This window comes from Clostridium thermobutyricum (assembly GCF_000371465.1).
Taxonomy (GTDB): domain Bacteria; phylum Bacillota; class Clostridia; order Clostridiales; family Clostridiaceae; genus Clostridium; species Clostridium thermobutyricum.
In genome coordinates this window covers 1,042,832-1,058,539 of the sequence record NZ_KB850956.1, presented here as the reverse complement: position 1 = coordinate 1,058,539, position 15,708 = coordinate 1,042,832, and the positions used below count along the sequence as shown (strand labels likewise).

The window sequence follows — 15,708 nt, the reverse complement described above, 5'->3', positions numbered from 1 at the left end:
TTTATTTTTCTTCTTTTTTCTCTTTATTATCTATTTTCTCTTCTTTATATTTACATTCAGAGTTTGAACATTGTAAATATTCTCCGCTTTTTTTAGAATATTTCTTAACCATGAATTCTCCACATTCAGGACATTTCTTTTCAACTGGTTCATTCCAACTTACAAAGTCACATTCAGGATAATTCGCACATCCAAAGAACTTATTTCCACGCTTACTTCTTTTAGCATAAATTTTTCCACCACACTTTGGACAAGGTGCTTCTATCTCTTCAACAATTGGTTTTGCATTTTTACATTCCGGATATCCAGGACATGCAAGGAATTTTCCATATCTTCCTCTTTTTATAACCATCATTCTTCCACATTTATCACATGGAACATCGCTTACTTCATCTTCAATAACAACTTTTGATATTTCTTTTTCAGCTTTATCAATAGCTTCTTTTAATGGATCAAAGAAATCTTTAACTACATTTTCCCATTCCATGCTACCTTCTTCTATAAAGTCTAGCTTTCTTTCCATCTCTGCTGTAAATTCTACATCAGCTATTTGTTTAAAGTAATCACAGATTATATTATTTACTATAAATCCAAGTTCTGTTGGAATTAAGTTTTTCTTTTCTCTAACTACATATTCTCTACTTAAAAGTGTTGAAATAGTAGGTACATAAGTACTTGGTCTTCCAATTCCTTTTTCTTCTAAAAGTTTTACAAATGAAGCCTCATTATATCTAGCTGGTGGCATTGTAAAGTGTTGATTAGCTTCCATGCTATCACTTTTTAAAACTTCACCTTCTTCAAGTTCAGGTAATCTAGTATTTTCTTCTTCACTATTTGCATATTCATAAACTTTCATAAATCCATCAAATTCAATTGTTGATCCACTAGCTTTAAATTTATAATCTCCATTAGCTATACTAATTGAATTTGTGTTTAATATACAAGATTCCATTTGAGATGCTACATATCTATTCCATATAAGAGTATATAACTTATATTGTTCTGGTGTTAAGCTTTTCTTTGCAATTTCAGGTGTTATCTCAATATGAGTAGGTCTTATTGCTTCGTGCGCATCTTGTATATTTTTCTTTCCTTTATAAACTCTATCTTCTTTAGGAATATAATTTTCTCCATAAGTTTCTTTTATGAATTCTTTAGCTGATAATTTAGCTTCATCTGATATTCTTACAGAGTCTGTTCTCATATAAGTTATTAATCCTAAAGTTCCATGTCCTTTTACTTCTACTCCTTCATAAAGAACTTGAGCTACTGACATTGTCTTTTTAGTCATATAATTAAGTTTTTTATTTGCATCTTGTTGAAGTGTACTTGTTGTAAATGGTGCAAGAGGTTTTCTTTCCTTTTTACCTTTTTTAATCTTTTCTATTTTAAATTCTCCATTTTCTAAATCTTTTAAAATAGATTTTGCTCTTTCCTCATTAAGCATTTCTAACTTTTCAGTTTTATATTTTGAAAGATTTATTTTAAATTTCTTTCTTTCTTTTTTAAGAGAACAGTCAACAGTCCAGTATTCAATTGGTTCAAAAGCCTTTATTTCTTCTTCTCTTTTACATATTAAATTAAGAGCTGCTGATTGTACTCTACCAGCACTTAATCCCCATCTTACATTTCTCCAAAGTATCGGACTAATTTCATATCCAACCAGTCTATCTAATATTCTTCTTGCTTGTTGTGCATCTACTAATCCTTTATTTATAGTTCTTGCATTTTTAAGCGAATTTTTTACTGCTGCTTTTGTTATTTCGTTAAATACTATTCTACATTTGTCTTTATCTTCTATTTTCAAAAGGTTAGCTAAATGCCAAGATATTGCTTCTCCCTCTCTATCAGGGTCTGTTGCAAGATATACTTTATCAGCTTTTTTAGCTAATTTTCTAAGGGATTTTAAAAGTTCCCCCTTACCTCTTATTGTTATATATTGTGGTTCATAATTATTTTCTATATCTACACCTAATTTACTTTTAGGTAAATCTCTAACATGCCCCATTGAAGCTTCAACAACATAATTTTTCCCTAAATATTTTTCTATTGTCTTTGCTTTTGCTGGTGACTCTACTATTACTAATTTTTGGCCCATAAATAAACTCCTTTTTACTTGGAGTTATTCACCCCCTCAAATTTATATTATCCTCGCATAATAGTTGCCAGGTAAGCTTACTACTTCATTTTTAATTTGCATTTCAAATAATAACCTATATAAAGTATTTCTGTCAACCTGTGATTTTTCAAATATTTGGTCAATATGGATTGGCTCATCTCTTATTATATTCAAAATATCATTTTGTATTATATGATTATTATTCTTAATATCTAGCTCATTAATTTCTAGAAAATTTAAAAGACTTTCTCTTGAAATTATTACATCTGCCCCATCTTTTATAAGCATATTACATCCATATCCAAGTTCAGAAAAAATTGATGATGGAACAACACCAATATCTTTTCCTTGATCTAATGCATGTGAAACTGTTATAAGTGATCCACTTTTATTATTAGCTTCTGTTACAATAAGTTTATTGCATAATCCACTTATTATTCTATTTCTTCTTGGAAAATTATAAGCAAGTGGCGAATCAAAAGGTAAAAACTCTGATATTATAAGGCCTTTTTCTTCTATTCTTTGAAATAAATTTTTATTTATTTTAGGATAAATAACATTTATTCCACATCCAAGTACTGCTATAGTTTTTCCATTATTATTCAAAGCTTCTATATGAGCAATTGAATCTATCCCTTTAGCACCTCCACTAACTATACAAATATCACCTTTAGCAGCTTCTTTTGCTATAAATCGTGTAACTCTTTCTCCATATACAGTATGTTTTCTGCCGCCAACTATAGCTAAACTATGTTTTTTTAAAAGAGAAATATCTCCTTTAAAAAATAAAAAATATGGTGGCTCATGAATCATTTTTAAATTTTCTGGGTATTCTTCACTATTTATTGTGATTACACCAAATTTATTTTCTTTTATATTTTTCTTTAAAATATTTATTCTTTCATCAATATTTTTTAAATTTAATTTTTTTCTTAAAGTTAAATCATTATCTAGTATTGTTTGAAAATTTTCATAAATATTTTTTTCATTTTTATATTTTTTCAATAATTTTAATTTTTGTAAATTTGTAATCTCTAACGATATTAACCATAATACATAATAATCCATCTGTCTACCCCTTTACATAAATTCTCCATTTATATCTTTCCTAAAACTAAGTGCTTCCATTAAAAATTCACTTTCTATAAATTCTTCTTCTTCCATGTCAGCTATTGTACGTCCTAGCTTTATCACCTTTCCATAACTTCGTATTGATGAATTTGTTTTTTCAAAAAAAGTTTTCAAAAATTTCTCACTCTCTTTTGTCATTTTTGAATATAAAAAGATATCTTTTCCCTTCAAATCTGAATTATAATTATATTTTGTTTCTTTATATCTTTTCATTTGCATTTTTCGTGCCTTTTCGATTTTTCGTCTTAATTTTTCCTTTTCAGGCTCAACTCTATTATTTAATTCTGAAAAATTAATTCTATTAACATAATTAAAAATATCAATTCTATCTCTAAGAGGTTTTGAAAGTCTATTTTGATATCTTCTTATTTCTGAATCAGAACATAGACATTCATTTTTCTCAAAATCATCTAATGTATATTTTCCACAAGGACAAAGGTTTAATGCTCCAAGTAAAATAAAATTTGATGGCATTAAAGTTTTATAACCTATTCTATCTATTTGCACTTTTCCATCTTCTAAAGGAGCTCTTAAACTTTCTAAAATTTCTTTTTTAAATTCTAATATTTCATCTAAAAAAAGCACACCATTATGAGCTAAAGTTATTTCTCCAGCTCTAGCTTCTCTTCCTCCACCTACAAGTCCAATTTTAGTTATTGTATGATGTGGTGATCTAAAAGGAATATTAACTTTTTTTATATCATCTATAAGACCATTTATAGAATATATTTTAAACACTTGCAATTTTTCTTCTTCTGTTAGATTTGGAAGTAAACTTTTAAAAGCTTTAGCAAGCATAGTTTTTCCAGAACCCGGTGTCCCGAAAAGAATAATATTATGCTTTCCTGCTGCTCCTATGCTTAAAGCTCTTTTAGATAAACTATGTCCAATAACACTATCTATATCTTCACAATTGTTTTTCTCTTCGAATTCTTCTTCATAAAATTCAAAAGGTGCTAAATCTTCATTATTTATAAAATCAATAACCTCACTTAAATTTTCAAATAAATATACTTCTCCATTTTTAACTATATTTATTTCAAACTTATTTTTATATGGACATATAAACTTATTTATATTCTTTTCTATTCCTTCAAGCAAAATAGGAATAGCTCCATTTACTTCTTTTATATCTCCACTTAAAGACAACTCACCAAAAGCTAAAAATTTTTCCATATCTATTTTTCTTATTTGATTAGATTCCATTAATATTCCTATTGCAATAGGAAGGTCCAATAAACTTCCTATTTTTCTTATATCTGCTGGAGATAAATTTACTATAATTCTTCCTAGTGGAAATTCTAATCCTGAGTTTAAAATTGCTGCTCTAACTCTTTCTTTTGCTTCTCTTACAGATGTATCTGGTAATCCTACTATATTAAACATTGGTAACCCTGGAGTTATTTGAACTTCAACATTTACTATTAAACTTTCTACGCCTAAATTTGTTGCACTTTTTATATTTACTGCCATAAAACTCCCTCCTTTTTATTAGAGAGTATTAACTCATAAATAAATTTTAAACAACTTTTGTAATTTTCTTCTGATCTAAGTCAATACTTTAACTTAGAAAGGTGTGATCGCTATAAAAAAATTAAATAAAACAATAGGAGATTATGGAGAAGATATAGCTTGTAAGTTTTTAATATCTAAAGGATATAAGATAATAGATAAAAATTTCAGAAATAGATTTGGAGAAATAGATTTAATTTGTTTTAAAAATAATATTTTAACTTTTACTGAGGTAAAAACTAGATATTATTCAAAGTATGGATTACCTAAAGAAGCTGTAAATTTTAATAAAAGAAAAAATATTATACTTCTATCTAAATTTTTTATTTCTAATAATAATTTTAAAGACTTTTTTATAAGATTTGATGTAATAGAGATCTTTCTAAATATGAATTCAGATTCTTATAAAATTAACTTTATTAAGGATGCTTTTAGAATAAATTAATTTTATATATTTGATAATTAATATAATATAAAAAGAACCTTGATATAAGGCAAACTTATATCAAGGTTCTTTTTTAATAATTTTATAGTATATTTTTCAAAAAACTCATTCTATGAATTTTTGTAGGTCCAAACTCTTTTAATGCATCAATATGCTTTTGTGCTCCATATCCTACATTACTTTCAAAACCATACTCAGGATATTGCTCACCATATTTTTCCATAAGATTATCTCTGTAAACTTTAGCAATAATAGATGCTGCTGCTATAGTTGCACTTTTAGTATCACCTTTAATTACAGATTTATTTTCTATTTGAACATCTTTTATTAAATATCCATCAGAAAGTACTATACTTGGCTTTACATTTAATCCTTCTAATCCTTCTAAAAATACTTTATTATTACAGTATGATATTCCTAAAGAATCTATTTCTGTATTACTTTTTTCAGCAATAGCATATGATATTGCTTTTTCTTTTATTATTTCAGCTAATTCCTCTCTTTTCTTTTTATTAAGTTTCTTAGAATCATTTAAATAATAAATCATATCTTCATCTAAAACATCTAAATCTAAAACTACACATGCTGAAACAATTGGGCCTGCAAGTGGTCCACGCCCAACTTCATCAACTCCTGCTAGAAGATTTCCTTTTGCAAATCCTCTATCAAAATCATACATTCCTTTAACTCGTATTTTTTCTTTTTCTAAAGCATCTAACTCTTTTTTTATCTTATTTCCAAGAGCTATTACATTTTTTCTTTTATCCTTTAATAGTTCCTCCATAAGATATTCTTTATCTTCTTTAGAAGTTAAATTTAAATTATCAAATTCTTCTTTTATAATTTTATAACTTTTTTTCTCTAAATTTTCTAATAAATTTTTCATATAATAAGCCCCACTTTTTAAATTATGGTCTTTCAAGAGATATATTCCCCATTTTTCCGCCTCTAAACTCATCTAAAAGCATAACAGCAAGTCTTGTGTAATTTATTTCTCCACCTTTAACAATACATCCTCTTTTTCTTCCAATTGCGTTTAAAGTTTCTAATGGATCATCAAATACTTCTTCTATTTTATATCTTTCTTTTAAAAGCTCTGAGTAATGACTACTCATTCTTTCTATAAGTCTATATGAAAGATCTTCAATATCCATTATTTCATCTTTTATAGCACCAGTGAAAGCTAAATTTAATGCTGTTTCATCATCTTCAAATTTAGGCCATAAAACTCCTGGAGTATCTAAAAGCTCTATTCCTATAGAAGTTTTTATCCATTGTTTATTTTTTGTTACACCTGGCCTATCTCCAGTTTTAGCAATATTATTTCTTGCAAGCTTATTTATAAAAGTTGATTTACCTACATTTGGTATACCTACTACCATAACTCTTATAGTTAAGTTTTTAAGCCCTTTACTTTTCATTCTTTCAATTTTTTCTTTTAAAAGTTCCTCTAAAGCAGGTTTAATTTTATTTATACCTATTCCTTTTAAACAGTTAACTTCTATTGCCATTACATTATCTGTCTTAAGTTCTTTCATCCAAGACTTTGTAACTGATTTTTCTGCTAAATCACTTTTATTTAAAAGTATAAGTCTTGGTTTAGTTCCTACTAATTTATCTATATCAGGATTTGCAGAGCTTTTAGCTATTCTAGAATCTCTTATTTCAATAACTGCATCTACAACTCTTAAATTCTCTTTTATTTCTCTTTGAGTTTTTTTCATATGACCTGGAAACCAGTTAATTGCCATTTTAAATCACTCCTTTTCAAATATTATTAAAAAAAAAGGACTTAAATCCTAAGTCCTTTCTCTATGGTTAATTATCTTGTTAATAATTCTTTAACCTTAGCAGCTTTACCAACTCTGTCTCTTAAGTAGTAAAGTTTAGCTCTTCTTACTCTACCTCTTCTAGTGATCTCAATTTTTTCGATCATTGGAGCGTTCATTGGGAAAGTCTTTTCAACACCAGTTCCAAAAGCAACTCTTCTTACTGTGAAAGTTTCTCTTAAACCACCGTTTTGTTTTTTAATAACAGTTCCTTCGAATACTTGGATTCTTTCTCTGTTACCTTCTTTAATTTTTTGGTGAACTTTTACGTTATCTCCTACGTTGAAGCTTGGTAAATCAGTTCTGATTTGTTCTTGCTCTATAGCTCTTAATATTTCGTTCATTGTGCATTCCTCCTAATAATAATTTGACGTTCATTCCAGAGCTAAAATCCAGAAGAGGACCGCCGGTACTAACACGAGGTTCATTTTAACATATTTTTATTATCTTTGCAAACAATTATTTTTTTAGAAGTTTTTTATCTTCTTTTGACAGTTCTAATTTTTCAAAAAGATCCGGTCTTCTTTCTCTAGTAATCTCTAAAGATTTAAGTCTTCTCCATTTTCTTATATTTTCATGGTGTCCTGATAAAAGAACTTCTGGAACTTTATCCCCTTCAAATTCTTCCGGTCTAGTATATTGAGGATATTCTAAAGCTCCATCAGAAAAAGATTCATCCATAAAACTTTCTTGCTTTCCTAATACTCCCTCTCTCAAACGAAGTATAGAGTCAATAACAGGTATAGCTGCCATCTCACCGCCTGTTAATATAAAATCTCCTATAGAAATCTCCATATCTATATATTTATATACTCTTTCATCTATTCCTTCATAATGACCACATATAAATATAAGTTCTTCTTCTTTTGCAAGCTCTTTTCCTATAGAATGATTAAATGTTTTTCCTCTAGGTCCTAGGAAAATAACTTTTCCTTTATTATGTTGTTTTACTGCTTTTAATGAGTCTACTATTGGTTGAGGAGCTATAACCATTCCTGCCCCTCCTCCATAAGGATAATCATCAACTTTTTTATGCTTATTTTTTGTATAATCTCTTATATTTATAGCTTCAATAGATAATAGACCCTTGTCTTTTGCTTTTCCTATTATACTGTGATTAAATATATCAAACATTTCTGGAAAAAGTGTTAAAATATTAATCTTCATATTGCCACTCTCTGACTGGTTTAATAGTTATTTTTTCTTCATCTAAATCTATATCTAATACTATATCAAGTAAAGCTGGAATTAATAATTCTTTTGGTTCTCTTATCCAATATACATCATTATTTTTTGTTTCTATAATATCATATATAGCTCCTAAATCATTACCTTCTGTATCAAATACATGCATACCTATTAAATCTCTAACATAAAATTCATCTTCATCAAGATCAGGCTCATTTTCCCTTAAAACAAACATTTCTGTTCCTTTATACATTTCAGCATCTTCTATAGAATTTATTCCTTCTAATTTAAGAATAACTCTATCCTTTTGAAATTTTACACCTTCAATTTTTCTTTCTTCTTCATTTATTAAAACATATCCGTATCTTTTAAAATTGTTTACATCTCTAGTATTAGCAATTACTTTTACTTCGCCCTTTAATCCGTGTGTATTAACAATCTTACCTACATTAAATACTTCTCCCATGCAAAGCACCTCTTTCTTTTTTAATTTATATTCTATAAAAAAAGAGCCAGGTCTAGGCCTAACTCTTTAAATAATTTCAACTACTACTCGTTTTTCTTCTTTTATTGCTACAGCCTTTACTACAGTTCTAATAGCTTTCGCTATTCTACCTTGTTTTCCGATAACTTTTCCCATATCTTCAGGAGCTACCTTCAGTTCAAGTATAATTGACTGTTCGCCAGCAATTTCATTAACTCTAACTTCTTCGGGTTTATCCACTAATGATTTAGCTATCATTTCAACTAATTCTTTCATATAGTGTCTGCAAATATGTACTACTTGCAGTATTCACCTCCAAATATTATTTGTTAATTCCTGCTTTAACGAAAAGCTTTTTAACTACGTCTGTTGGTTGAGCACCATTTTGTAGCCATTTATTAGCTTTTTCTTCGTTGATTTTGATTTCTTTTGGTTGAGCAACTGGGTTGTAGAATCCAATTTCTTCGATGAATCTTCCATCTCTTGGGCTTCTTGAATCAGCAACAACAACTCTATAGAAAGGAGCTTTGTGAGCACCCATTCTTCTTAATCTTATTTTAACTGCCATGTCTAATTTCACCTCCTTTAAAGGATAATAATTTATATTAACTCATGAAAGGCATTTTTCCAAATAGTCCTTTTTTAGACTGTTTTCCTAATGACTTCATTTGCTTCATATTTTTTTTCATCATTTCATAGCCCTTAATTAGCTTATTTACTTCTTGTATAGTTGCACCAGCACCTAGAGCTATTCTTTTCTTTCTTGAAGATGATCCAATTATAAGATTTGGATTTCTTCTTTCTTTTAATGTCATAGAATAAATTATAGCCTTAACTTTTTCCATTTGCTTTTGACTATCTTCTAAGTTTAATCCTTGAAGCTCTTTTGCATTAACTCCTGGAACCATTTCTAAAAGTTTATTTAATGGCCCTAGTTTTTGCATTTGCTCCATAGCATTAATATAATCTTCAAAGTTTAATCCTTGACCCATCATTTTTTTAGTTAAGTCTGCAGCTTCTTTTTCATCAATTGCTGATTGAGCTTTTTCTATAAGTGATAAAACATCTCCCATTCCTAAAATTCTTGATGCCATTCTATCAGGATGGAAAACTTCAAAATCATTCATCTTTTCACCTACACCAATAAATTTAATTGGTTTATTAGTGATAGATCTAATTGAAAGTGCAGCTCCACCTCTAGTATCACCATCTAATTTAGTTAAGATTACTCCTGTTAAATCTAATTGATTGTTAAAGCTTTCTGCAACATTTACTGCATCTTGACCTGTCATTGAATCAACTACTAGTAATATTTCTGAAGGATTAACTGCTTCTTTTACATCTGATAATTCTCCCATTAATGTTTCATCAATGTGTAATCTACCAGCTGTATCAATAATAACAACATTGTTACCATTTTCTCTTGCATGTTTTATCCCAGCTTTTGCTATGTCAACAGCTTTAAGCTTATCTCCCATTTGGAATACTGGAATATCTATTCCTTTACCAACAACCTCTAATTGTTTAATCGCTGCCGGTCTATATATATCACAAGCTACTAAAAGTGGTTTTTTATTATTCTTTCTAAGGTTTAAAGCAAGTTTTCCACACATAGTTGTTTTACCCGCCCCTTGAAGACCAACTAACATTATAACTGTTGGACCAACTCCTGTAAAGTCTAATTTACTTTCTGTACCACCCATTAATTCAGTAAGCTCATCATTAACTATTTTAATTACTTGCTGTCCTGGTGTTAAGCTTTCTAAAACTTCACTACCAACACATTTACTACTAACATTTTTAACAAAAGTTTTTACTACTTTAAAGTTAACATCTGCTTCTAGTAATGCAAGCTTTACTTCTCTCATTGCTTCTTTTATATCTTTTTCATTAAGCTTTCCTTTTCCTCTAAGTTTTTTAAAGGTATTTTGAAGCTTTTCTGATAATCCTTCAAAAGCCATATTAAACCTCCTAATTTTTATAAATCTTCTAGTTCTTCTTTTAGCATATCATATTCTTCTGTATTTATAGAATATTTTTTTTTCAAATCATCTAGAATACTTATAATTTTTTCTTCGCGATTTAAACTCTTTTGAAGTAAGTTTAATTTATTTTCATAGGCTAAAAGTTGTTTTGAACATCTTTTTATAACATCATGAATTGCTTGCCTACTTGTTTTATTTATTTCTGCAATTTCTGCTAAAGATAAATCTTCATTGTAGTACATTTCCATAATGTTTCTTTGTTTCTCTGTTAATAATGGTGAATAACAATCCATTAAAAGTGAAACCTCAACCCTATCTTCCATAATAATCACCTTACCCACAAAAGAGATAATATCAAATATTCTAAAAGGTGTCAAGTATTTTTACTTAACACCCTAAAAAAATTTTTTATCTTTTAAAATAGTGCTTCTGCAAAACTTTCTGCATCAAATTCTTGAAGGTCATCAATTCCTTCTCCAACTCCTATATATCTAACTGGGATATCTAAAATTTGTTTGATAGAGATTACAACTCCACCTTTAGCTGTCCCATCTAATTTTGTTAATATTATTCCATCTATAGGACATGCCTCCATAAATTGTTTAGCTTGAATAACTGCATTTTGTCCTGTAGTTCCATCTAAAACAAGAAGAGTTTCTTTTCTTGCTTCACCATATTCTCTATCAATTATTCTATTTATTTTTTCTAACTCATTCATTAGATTCTTCTTATTGTGTAATCTTCCTGCGGTATCACAAATTAAAAGATCAACATTTCTAGCTTTAGCTGCTGTTACTGCATCATAAACTACTGCTGCTGGATCAGAACCTTCACCTTGTTTTACAATATCTACATTTGCTCTTTTACTCCAAACTTCTAATTGATCAATAGCCGCTGCTCTAAAAGTATCTGCTGCTGCAAGTAAAACTTTCTTTCCTTCAGCTTTATTTTTAGCTGCAAGTTTACCTATTGAAGTTGTTTTTCCTACTCCATTTACTCCAATTACAAGTAATACTTCTTTTCCTTCTTGTTTTTTCTCTATTTCTTCTGTTCCCTCAAGCATAATTTCTTTTATAACTTCTTTTAAAGCAGGTTTAACCATTTGAGGATCATTTATTTTTTCAGTTCTTATTTTTTTTCTTAATCTTTCTATTATTTCAACAGTTGTATCCATTCCAATATCTGATGTTATTAAAACTTCTTCTAGTTCTTCATATAAATCTTCATCAATAGATACAGCTAAATTTAAAGCTTCATTTATTTTATCTGTAAGCCCATCTCTTGTTTTAGTAAGTCCTGTTTTTAATTTATCAAATAATTTTCCAAACACTAATTATTCCTCCTTATTTTTCATATCTACAGAAACAACTTTAGAAACACCCTTTTCTTCCATTGTAACTCCGTACATAACATCACTAACTTCCATTGTACCTTTTCTATGTGTGATTACAATAAATTGTATCTTCTCAGAAAATTTACTTAAAAATTCTGCATATCTGTTAACATTTGCATCATCTAAAGCAGCTTCAATTTCATCTAAAATACAAAATGGTGTTGGCTTCATTTTTAATATACCAAAAAGTAATGCAATTGCTGATAAAACTTTTTCTCCACCTGACATTAAGTTTATATTTTGAAGTTTTTTTCCTGGTGGCTCTACATTTATATCCACTGTAGATGTAAGTTCATCACCCTCACCTAAAATAAGCTCTGCACTTCCACCTTTAAATAATTCTCTAAAAGTTTCATTGAAATTTTTATTTAGAATTTTAAAGTTTTCTCTAAATAATATTCTCATTTCTTCTGTCATTTCTTCAATTACTTTTAAAAGTTCAATTTTTGACTTTTCTAAATCCTCTTCTTGACTAGACATAAATTCATATTTTTCTTTTACTTCTTCATACTCTTCTATAGCAGCTAAATTTACCATTCCTAAAGATGAAATTTTTCTCTTTAAGCTCTGCACAGATTCTTTAAATCCATCAATATTTTCAATAGGCTCTGATATTTCTATAGCTTCTGCAAAAGTAAGCTCTATTTCCTCATTTAGTTTTTTATAAAGAGTTTCTTTTTCCATTTCTTTTTTGGCTTTTTGAATTTGAACTTTATTTAATTCACCTTCATCTTTTGTTATAACATCCCTTAATTCTGATATAACAGTATCAACTTTTCTAAATTCTTCTTTTAAAATAGCTTTCTTTACTTCATCATCTTTAAATTCAAGCTCTAACTTAGCTACTGTTTCTTCATTAGAAAATATTTTATTTTCAGATACTTTTATTTCTTCTTTAAAATTTTCAATATCTTCAAAGCATTTCTTTATATTTATTTTTATATTTGCTACTTTTTCAGTATTTTCATTATACTCTCTTTCATTTCTTGATATCTCTCTTATTTTATTATTATGATTTTCATCTAAAGTAGCTTTATTTATTTTTAATTCTACTAAACTAAATTTTATTTTTTCTAGTTTTTCTTTATTTTCATTTAATATAATTTCTATTTGAACTTCTCTATCTTTATTATCACTTGTTTTTTGTGATACTTTAGATAATAGTTCTTCTTTTTCTTTTCTTTTTTCTTCTATTTCTTTTATTTCTTTATCTATATTACTTAACTTATAAGTATTTATTTCTTTTGATTTTTCTATTTTTTCTTTTTCTTGAATAATATTAGAATACTCATTTTTAGAAGTAGCCATTTCAACTTTTATACTATGGATTTTATCTGTTATATTTAAAATTTCCTCATCTAATGACTTTCTATTTGATTCATCTATTTCCAACTGTTTATTTAAGTCTAAAATGGTAATTTTTAATTTATAAATTTCTTTTTCTAAATCTTCAATTTCTCTTTTTCTACCTAGAACATTTCTAGTTTTACCTTTTATACTTCCCCCAGTTAATGCTCCTCCAGAATTTAAAACTTCTCCTTCTAAAGTAACTATTTTATTTTTATAACCTGTTTTTTTAGCTATTTTAAAAGCACTATCCATATCCTTAGCTATTATAGTTCTACCAAGAGCATATTCAATAGCTTTTCTATATCTTTCATTAAACTCTATAATATCAGAAGCAATTCCAATGAAACCATCAATTGATTCAATTGATTTATTTAAATTAAGCTTATTGCTCTTTATAATATCTAAAGGTAATAATGTAACTCTTCCTAATTTATTATTTTTCAAGTAATTAATTATATTTTTTGCATTACTTTCTTTTTGTACAATAAGATTTGAAATTGCTCCTCCAAGAGTAGTTTCAATTGCTAATTCATATTCTGAATCTATTTTTAAAACTTCTCCTAAAACTTTAATTTCGCCTTCTTTTATATCTCCTCTATCTACTCTTTCCATTAAAGATTTTACAGATCTATTATAACCTTCGTATTGATTTTCTAAATCTTTAAGAAGTGTAACATTTGCATTTAACTTACTTATGTTTATGTTTTTACCTCTTATTTCAGCTTCTTTATTTCTTATTTCAGAATTTAATTTAGCTAGTTCTGATTTTTTAGAAACTATCTCTTTATTTAGGACTTTAAAATCTTCTTCTAAAGATTTTATTTTTATACTTAAACTATTTACTGTTGCCTTATTTATTTTATATAAATTTTCCCCTTCTTCAGCTTCTTTTATAAGTCTAAGTTTCTCTTCTGATTTTCCTTTTAATCTTTCCTTAAATCTTTCAATACTATTGCTTATACTAGAGTTATTTTCTAATATTTTTATTTCTTCACTTTTTATCTCTTTAAGTTCTAGTTCTAACTCTTTTATTTTCTTTGCAAAACCTTTACTTTTTGATTCAAGTTCATCTATTTCTTCTTCTTTTTCTTTTCTTAAAGAATCACTTTTTAATATTTCTTCTTCTAATCTTTCTTTTTCACCTTTAAAGTTTTTTATTTTATCTAAAAGTGTATATTCTTCTAATTTATTTTTTTCTATTTCATTTTTTAAATTTTCAATTCTTTCCTTTAAAATTTGGATATTACTTTTAAATTTAGTTATATCTTCTTTTTTCTTAAAATATCTAAATTTTTTATCAGTAGTTAATTTTTCAAGAGATTCTAGTTTTTCTTCGACTTCTCTTAATCCTTCTCTTTTTAAATTTAAATTTTCTCTTTTTTGATTTAATTTTTCTTCTTTTGATCTTAAATCATCATTTATGTTTTTTAATTCTAAATCTATATCTTTTATGCTGTGGACAACTAATGATACTTCTTTTCCTTTAAGTTCTTTTGAAAGATCTCTAAATTTAAGAGCTTTTTCTCTTTCTAATCTTAATGGCTCAATTCTTTCTTCAAAAGTACTTAAAATATCTCTTATACGAACAAGATTATCTTCTGTATTAGAAAGCTTTTTTTCTGCTTCATTCTTTCTAAATTTATATTTAACTATACCAGCAGCTTCTTCTAAAAGAGCTCTTCTTTCTTCTGGTCTACCACTTAATATAGCTTCTATTTTTCCTTGCCCTATTAATGAATACCCTTCTTTCCCTATACCTGTATCCATAAATAAATTAGTTATATCTTTTAATCTAGCTTTATTATTATTTATAAGATATTCTGTTTCCCCTGACCTGAATATTCTTCTAGATATAGTTACTTCATTATAGTCAGTATCTAATTGTCCATCATCATTGCTAAGAGTAAGAGAAACTTTTGCAAGTCCTACAGGTTTTCTATATTGAGTTCCAGCAAAAATTATATCTTCCATTTTGCCTCCTCTTAGAGTTTTAGCACTTTGCTCACCTAGTACCCATCTTACTGCATCTGATATATTACTTTTTCCACTTCCATTAGGACCAACTACTGAAGTAACTCCTTTTTTGAATTTAAGTTCTGTTTTATCAGCAAAAGACTTAAACCCTCTTATTTCTAAAGACTTTAAAAACAATAATTTCCACTCCTAACTATGCAAATAAAGGTATTAACGTCATAAGGAATATTAATACTAAAAATACAGCTAATACAATTTGTAGCTTTTCTCTTGATTTCTTTTTCATAAATTCCACCTC

The 15,708-nt window shown here is 27.5% G+C and carries 15 protein-coding genes; 1 reads left to right on the top strand and 14 read right to left on the bottom strand.

What is annotated here, in order from left to right; genetic code table 11:
- Window position 1: 1 nt before the first annotated feature.
- From topA to HMPREF1092_RS04865, 3 genes are read right to left on the bottom strand one after another with little or no spacing between them, the layout of a single operon-like run.
- Window positions 2-2,098 (bottom strand): type I DNA topoisomerase, encoded by a 2,097-nt coding sequence (gene topA / locus HMPREF1092_RS04875; protein WP_002597513.1) that lies wholly within the window; start codon window positions 2,096-2,098, stop codon window positions 2-4.
- 42 nt (window positions 2,099-2,140) lie between these two features.
- Complete coding sequence (dprA, locus tag HMPREF1092_RS04870) at window positions 2,141-3,187, bottom strand: DNA-processing protein DprA (RefSeq protein WP_002597512.1); 1,047 nt, start codon at window positions 3,185-3,187, stop codon at window positions 2,141-2,143.
- Window positions 3,188-3,199: 12 nt separating this feature from the next.
- On the bottom strand, window positions 3,200-4,723 hold the full coding sequence (locus HMPREF1092_RS04865; RefSeq protein WP_002597511.1) for a YifB family Mg chelatase-like AAA ATPase: 1,524 nt from the start codon (window positions 4,721-4,723) through the stop codon (window positions 3,200-3,202).
- 112 nt (window positions 4,724-4,835) lie between these two features.
- Here HMPREF1092_RS04865 and HMPREF1092_RS04860 point away from each other — a divergent pair, with 112 nt between their 5' ends.
- Window positions 4,836-5,207, top strand: a complete 372-nt coding sequence (locus HMPREF1092_RS04860; protein ID WP_040413979.1) for a YraN family protein — start codon at window positions 4,836-4,838, stop codon at window positions 5,205-5,207.
- 82 nt (window positions 5,208-5,289) lie between these two features.
- Here HMPREF1092_RS04860 and HMPREF1092_RS04855 read toward each other — a convergent pair whose 3' ends face one another.
- The 11 genes from HMPREF1092_RS04855 to smc all read right to left on the bottom strand — a co-directional run bounded on the left by HMPREF1092_RS04855 (window position 5,290) and on the right by smc (window position 15,587).
- The gene (locus HMPREF1092_RS04855) at window positions 5,290-6,093 is read right to left on the bottom strand and encodes a ribonuclease HII (RefSeq protein WP_040413977.1); all 804 of its coding nucleotides are present in this window, start codon (window positions 6,091-6,093) and stop codon (window positions 5,290-5,292) included.
- Window positions 6,094-6,115: 22 nt separating this feature from the next.
- The gene (ylqF, locus tag HMPREF1092_RS04850; RefSeq protein ID WP_002597508.1) at window positions 6,116-6,958 is read right to left on the bottom strand and encodes a ribosome biogenesis GTPase YlqF; all 843 of its coding nucleotides are present in this window, start codon (window positions 6,956-6,958) and stop codon (window positions 6,116-6,118) included.
- A gap of 71 nt (window positions 6,959-7,029) precedes the next feature.
- Window positions 7,030-7,380: a 50S ribosomal protein L19 gene (gene rplS / locus HMPREF1092_RS04845; protein WP_002597507.1), complete on the bottom strand. Its 351-nt coding sequence runs from the start codon at window positions 7,378-7,380 to the stop codon at window positions 7,030-7,032.
- Between the two features lie 115 nt (window positions 7,381-7,495).
- Window positions 7,496-8,203, bottom strand: coding sequence for a tRNA (guanosine(37)-N1)-methyltransferase TrmD (gene trmD, locus HMPREF1092_RS04840; RefSeq protein ID WP_002597506.1), 708 nt, complete (start codon window positions 8,201-8,203; stop codon window positions 7,496-7,498).
- On the bottom strand, window positions 8,193-8,690 hold the full coding sequence (gene rimM / locus HMPREF1092_RS04835) for a ribosome maturation factor RimM (RefSeq protein WP_002597505.1): 498 nt from the start codon (window positions 8,688-8,690) through the stop codon (window positions 8,193-8,195). The genes trmD and rimM overlap by 11 nt, the downstream gene beginning before the upstream one ends.
- A 66-nt stretch (window positions 8,691-8,756) precedes the next feature.
- On the bottom strand, window positions 8,757-8,984 hold the full coding sequence (locus tag HMPREF1092_RS04830; protein WP_002597504.1) for a KH domain-containing protein: 228 nt from the start codon (window positions 8,982-8,984) through the stop codon (window positions 8,757-8,759).
- A 46-nt stretch (window positions 8,985-9,030) separates the two neighbouring features.
- Window positions 9,031-9,276, bottom strand: coding sequence for a 30S ribosomal protein S16 (rpsP, locus tag HMPREF1092_RS04825; RefSeq protein ID WP_002597503.1), 246 nt, complete (start codon window positions 9,274-9,276; stop codon window positions 9,031-9,033).
- Window positions 9,277-9,313: 37 nt separating this feature from the next.
- On the bottom strand, window positions 9,314-10,669 hold the full coding sequence (gene ffh / locus HMPREF1092_RS04820) for a signal recognition particle protein (RefSeq protein ID WP_002597502.1): 1,356 nt from the start codon (window positions 10,667-10,669) through the stop codon (window positions 9,314-9,316).
- Window positions 10,670-10,686: 17 nt separating this feature from the next.
- Window positions 10,687-11,016, bottom strand: coding sequence for a putative DNA-binding protein (locus HMPREF1092_RS04815; protein ID WP_002597501.1), 330 nt, complete (start codon window positions 11,014-11,016; stop codon window positions 10,687-10,689).
- A gap of 92 nt (window positions 11,017-11,108) precedes the next feature.
- Entirely contained in the window at window positions 11,109-12,023 is a 915-nt protein-coding gene (gene ftsY, locus HMPREF1092_RS04810; protein ID WP_002597500.1) for a signal recognition particle-docking protein FtsY, read from the bottom strand.
- Between the two features lie 3 nt (window positions 12,024-12,026).
- The gene (gene smc / locus HMPREF1092_RS04805; protein WP_002597499.1) at window positions 12,027-15,587 is read right to left on the bottom strand and encodes a chromosome segregation protein SMC; all 3,561 of its coding nucleotides are present in this window, start codon (window positions 15,585-15,587) and stop codon (window positions 12,027-12,029) included.
- Window positions 15,588-15,708: the final 121 nt, after the last annotated feature.

Bases quoted from the DNA above. Each gene is read 5' to 3' on its own strand.
- topA (WP_002597513.1), bottom strand. From the start codon at position 2,098: ATGGGCCAAAAATTAGTAATAGTAGAGTCACCAGCAAAAGCAAAGACA.
- dprA (WP_002597512.1), bottom strand. From the start codon at position 3,187: ATGGATTATTATGTATTATGGTTAATATCGTTAGAGATTACAAATTTA.
- HMPREF1092_RS04865 (WP_002597511.1), bottom strand. From the start codon at position 4,723: ATGGCAGTAAATATAAAAAGTGCAACAAATTTAGGCGTAGAAAGTTTA.
- HMPREF1092_RS04855 (WP_040413977.1), bottom strand. From the start codon at position 6,093: ATGAAAAATTTATTAGAAAATTTAGAGAAAAAAAGTTATAAAATTATA.
- ylqF (WP_002597508.1), bottom strand. From the start codon at position 6,958: ATGGCAATTAACTGGTTTCCAGGTCATATGAAAAAAACTCAAAGAGAA.
- rplS (WP_002597507.1), bottom strand. From the start codon at position 7,380: ATGAACGAAATATTAAGAGCTATAGAGCAAGAACAAATCAGAACTGAT.
- trmD (WP_002597506.1), bottom strand. From the start codon at position 8,203: ATGAAGATTAATATTTTAACACTTTTTCCAGAAATGTTTGATATATTT.
- rimM (WP_002597505.1), bottom strand. From the start codon at position 8,690: ATGGGAGAAGTATTTAATGTAGGTAAGATTGTTAATACACACGGATTA.
- HMPREF1092_RS04830 (WP_002597504.1), bottom strand. From the start codon at position 8,984: ATGAAAGAATTAGTTGAAATGATAGCTAAATCATTAGTGGATAAACCC.
- rpsP (WP_002597503.1), bottom strand. From the start codon at position 9,276: ATGGCAGTTAAAATAAGATTAAGAAGAATGGGTGCTCACAAAGCTCCT.
- ffh (WP_002597502.1), bottom strand. From the start codon at position 10,669: ATGGCTTTTGAAGGATTATCAGAAAAGCTTCAAAATACCTTTAAAAAA.
- HMPREF1092_RS04815 (WP_002597501.1), bottom strand. From the start codon at position 11,016: ATGGAAGATAGGGTTGAGGTTTCACTTTTAATGGATTGTTATTCACCA.